This window comes from Cupriavidus sp. WS, from assembly GCF_000395345.1.
Lineage (GTDB): Bacteria > Pseudomonadota > Gammaproteobacteria > Burkholderiales > Burkholderiaceae > Cupriavidus > Cupriavidus basilensis_B.
Genome location: NZ_AQPL01000656.1, coordinates 1 through 3211, shown reverse-complemented (window position 1 = coordinate 3211; position 3211 = coordinate 1). Strand labels below are relative to the sequence as shown.

Below are 3211 nucleotides of genomic sequence, written 5' to 3'. Positions count from 1 at the left end.
CCAGGCCCCACCCGCGCGCGCCGTGCGCAGCATCATGGCGAGCTGGAAGCCGGTGGAGCAGGACCGCCTCGACGACCTGCGCGGCGGCTTCGACGTGGGCTCCAACCTGCAGGTGTCGTTCGGCATCCAGCGCGCCGTGTACATCAACGGCGATCTCGTGGTGGCGACCAGTCTGACCATTCCCAACCTGAGCCGCATCACCGCCGACCAGGCCACGCGGCTGGCGGCGGCGCTGGGCGTGGCGACGGGAGCCGGGGCGGCGGCGGTCAACAACGCGCTGGCTTCCCATCCGGCCACCGCCGGCAATGGCGGCAATGGTAGCAGCAGTAGTGGCGGCAATGGCGGCAGCGGTAGCGCGGGCGGCAGCGCCGGCGCCGCGGGCACGGCGATGACCAGCCTGCCGGCGGCGATGGTGTCCGCGGGCGCGGCCACGGTGACGACCAACGGCGTCATGAGCCTGATCCAGAACGGGCCGGGCAACAGCGCCGCCGCCAGCGCGCTGGCCGGGTCGCCGGCGACGGTGATCCAGAACACGCTGAACAACCAGTCGATACAGAACCTGGTGACGATCAATGCGGGCGTGAACACCTTGCAGGCATTCCGCGCGCAGGTGGCCAACCAGACATTGACCAACGCCCTGCTCGGCACCACGGGCCTGCGCTGAAAGCCCGGCCGGCGACGGCGGGCGGCATGCGCGGATGGAGAGCGGCAAGCCGACGAGCAGCAGGCAGCAGGCAACAGGCAGCAGGCAGCAGGCAACAGGCAACAGGCAACAGGCAACAGGCAACAGGCAACAGGCAACAGGCAGCACAGGCAGCAGGCAAGAAGCAGGCAAGAAACAGGCAGCAGGCAACACACGCAAGAAGAGAGGCTGTATGCGGTAGGCAGGTTGCGGACTCCTGCACCAAACAGTCCGCCGACCGGGGGAGGAAGGCGAAATGAAAACAGGGTCGCTGCGCGGCATCCGGCAGGCCGGATGCTCGACATTGCTGTTGCTCGGGAGCATGGCGCAAGGCCAGACTCCGCCAGACCAGGGACCGGCTGCGGCAAAGCTGGAGCAGCTCCGGCGCGAGGTGGCCGAGCAGGCCGCCGTGCTCGAGGCGATGAAGCGCTCGATGGCGGAGCAGGAGGCCACCATCCGCGAGCTGCGCAGCGTGCTCGGCACCGACGTGCTGGCCAGGAAGCGCGGCGGCCAGCGCGCGCCCGGCACCGGCCCCGCGCCGGCCAGCGCGGGCGAGGACGCGGCCACCAACGCCGCCTCGGCGCCGCCCAGGCCCGGCGCGCAGGATGGCGGCAACACCGCGATGGAGCAGAACGCCACGGCGCAGGCCGCGCAGGCGCAGTTCGCGCTGGCCGGCGACGAGCAGCCGGTGGGCCGGCCTCCCGAGGAAAAGACCGCGCCGCCGGCGATCGCGCCGATCTTCGACCAGCCCGGCGTGCTCACGCCCGCGGGCAAGCTGGTGGTCGAGCCGAGCTTCCAGTACGGCTATTCGTCGAGCGACCGCGTGGCGCTGGTCGGCTACACCATCATCCCGGCGCTGCTGATCGGGCTGATCGACGTGCGCGAGGTCAAGACCTCGACCTACATCGAGACCATCGCGCTGCGCTACGGCCTGACCAAGCGCCTGGAGATCGAGGCCAAGGTGCCCTACGTGCAGAGCTCCGGCTCCACCGTCAGCCGCGAGGTCTTCACCGGCACCGCGATGGACAACGTCTTCAACGCCAGCGGCAAGGGCCTCGGCGACGTGGAGGCGACGCTGCGCTACCAGCTCAACTACGGCAACGAGAAGATGCCGTACTTCGTCGGCTGGCTGCGCTACAAGTCCAACACCGGCAAGAGCCCGTTCGACGTCGTGACCGACTGCGTGACGCGCTGCGTGGGCAATACCACCGGCACCGGCCTGCCGCTCGGCCTGCCCACCGGCTCCGGCTTCCAGGCCATCCAGCCCGGCATCACGTGGCTGCTGCCGAGCGACCCGGCGGTGTTCTTCGGCACCTTCAGCTACCTGCACAACTTCGCGCGCAACGACGTCAGCCGCACCGTGCTCAACGGCGAGAAGGAGAACCTCGGCAAGATCGCCCCGGGCGACATCTTCGGCTTCAACTTCGGCATCGGCCTGTCGCTCAACGAGCATGCCTCGTTCAGCATCGGCTACGACCAGAGCATCATCTGGCCGACCAAGCAGAACGGCCAGACCGTGCCGGGCTCGGTGCGCGTGACGCAGGGCACCTTGCTGGTGGGCTACTCGTACCGCTTCAACAGCCGCTACACGCTGAACCTCTCGGTCGGCGCGGGGCTGACCACGGACACGCCCAACCTGACCGTCACGCTGCGGCTGCCGATCACGTTCTGAGGCCGGCCGCGCACATGGCGGCGCGCCGGGTGATGCCGGGCCGGCATGCGGCCGGGGCCGCCTTGCGCTGGCCACGCGGCTGGCGTACAACTGAAGAAACCCGTCCCCCGGGGCGGATACGGATACACCTTCGCCTGGCAGGTCCGGCCGGCGTGACGGCGGCTCCGCATGCACGGCGCCGCCGGGACGGCCCGGGGATGGCCTGGAGTGACCTGAGCGAGGAGACAGTCATGCGCAAACGCATCTTCTGGTTGTTGCCCGATCTGGAGAGTGCCCGCCGCACCATGGACGACCTGCTCCTGGCGCGCGTCGAGAACAAGCACATCCACTTCATCGCGCGCGACGGCGCCGACATGAGCGGCCTGCACGAAGCCAACCTGTTCCAGACCTCCGACATCGTGCATGCCGCCGAGATGGGGCTCATGGTGGGCGGCGGCATCGGCATCATCGCCGGCGCGCTGGTGGCGCTGTTCCCGATCGTCAGCGACACGCCGCAATGGGGCCTGGTCGGCGTGCTGGCCGTGCTGGGCGCGGCGTTCGGGGCGTGGGCCTCGAGCATGATCGGCTGTTCGGCGCCGAACAGCCGGCACAAAGCGTTCGAGAAAGACATCGAGGAAGGGAAGATCCTGCTGATGGTCGACGTCTCGCGCGGGCGCATCGAAGAGATCGAGGCGCTGTTGCAGGCTTCGCATCCGGAGGCGAGGTTTGCGGGGATGGATCCGGCGGTGCCGGCGTTTCCTTAAAGGGTTTTTCTTGGTGGATTTGTTTGTTCGGATTTTTGGCTTCGAGTTAATGGTTTAGCGAATTTAACTTCAAAGTCTTTAAAAGACTAAAGTCAAAGACAAAGTCAAAGGCTT

3 protein-coding genes are annotated in these 3211 nt (G+C 68.0%); all 3 read left to right on the top strand.

Annotated elements, in window-relative coordinates:
• Positions 1–664: hypothetical protein (locus K206_RS44110; protein ID WP_020207111.1), on the top strand; the 664-nt coding region annotated here is incomplete at its 5' end.
• A 274-nt stretch (positions 665–938) separates the two neighbouring features.
• A complete protein-coding gene (locus K206_RS0136215) occupies positions 939–2354 on the top strand; it encodes an acetate kinase (protein ID WP_029044461.1) in 1416 nt (471 codons plus the stop codon).
• Positions 2355–2584: 230 nt separating this feature from the next.
• Positions 2585–3097, top strand: coding sequence for a hypothetical protein (locus tag K206_RS0136210; protein WP_020207109.1), 513 nt, complete (start codon positions 2585–2587; stop codon positions 3095–3097).
• Positions 3098–3211: the final 114 nt, after the last annotated feature.

Coding starts and splice junctions, on each gene's coding strand:
- K206_RS0136215 (WP_029044461.1), top strand. CDS start 939: ATGAAAACAGGGTCGCTGCGCGGCATCCGGCAGGCCGGATGCTCGACA.
- K206_RS0136210 (WP_020207109.1), top strand. CDS start 2,585: ATGCGCAAACGCATCTTCTGGTTGTTGCCCGATCTGGAGAGTGCCCGC.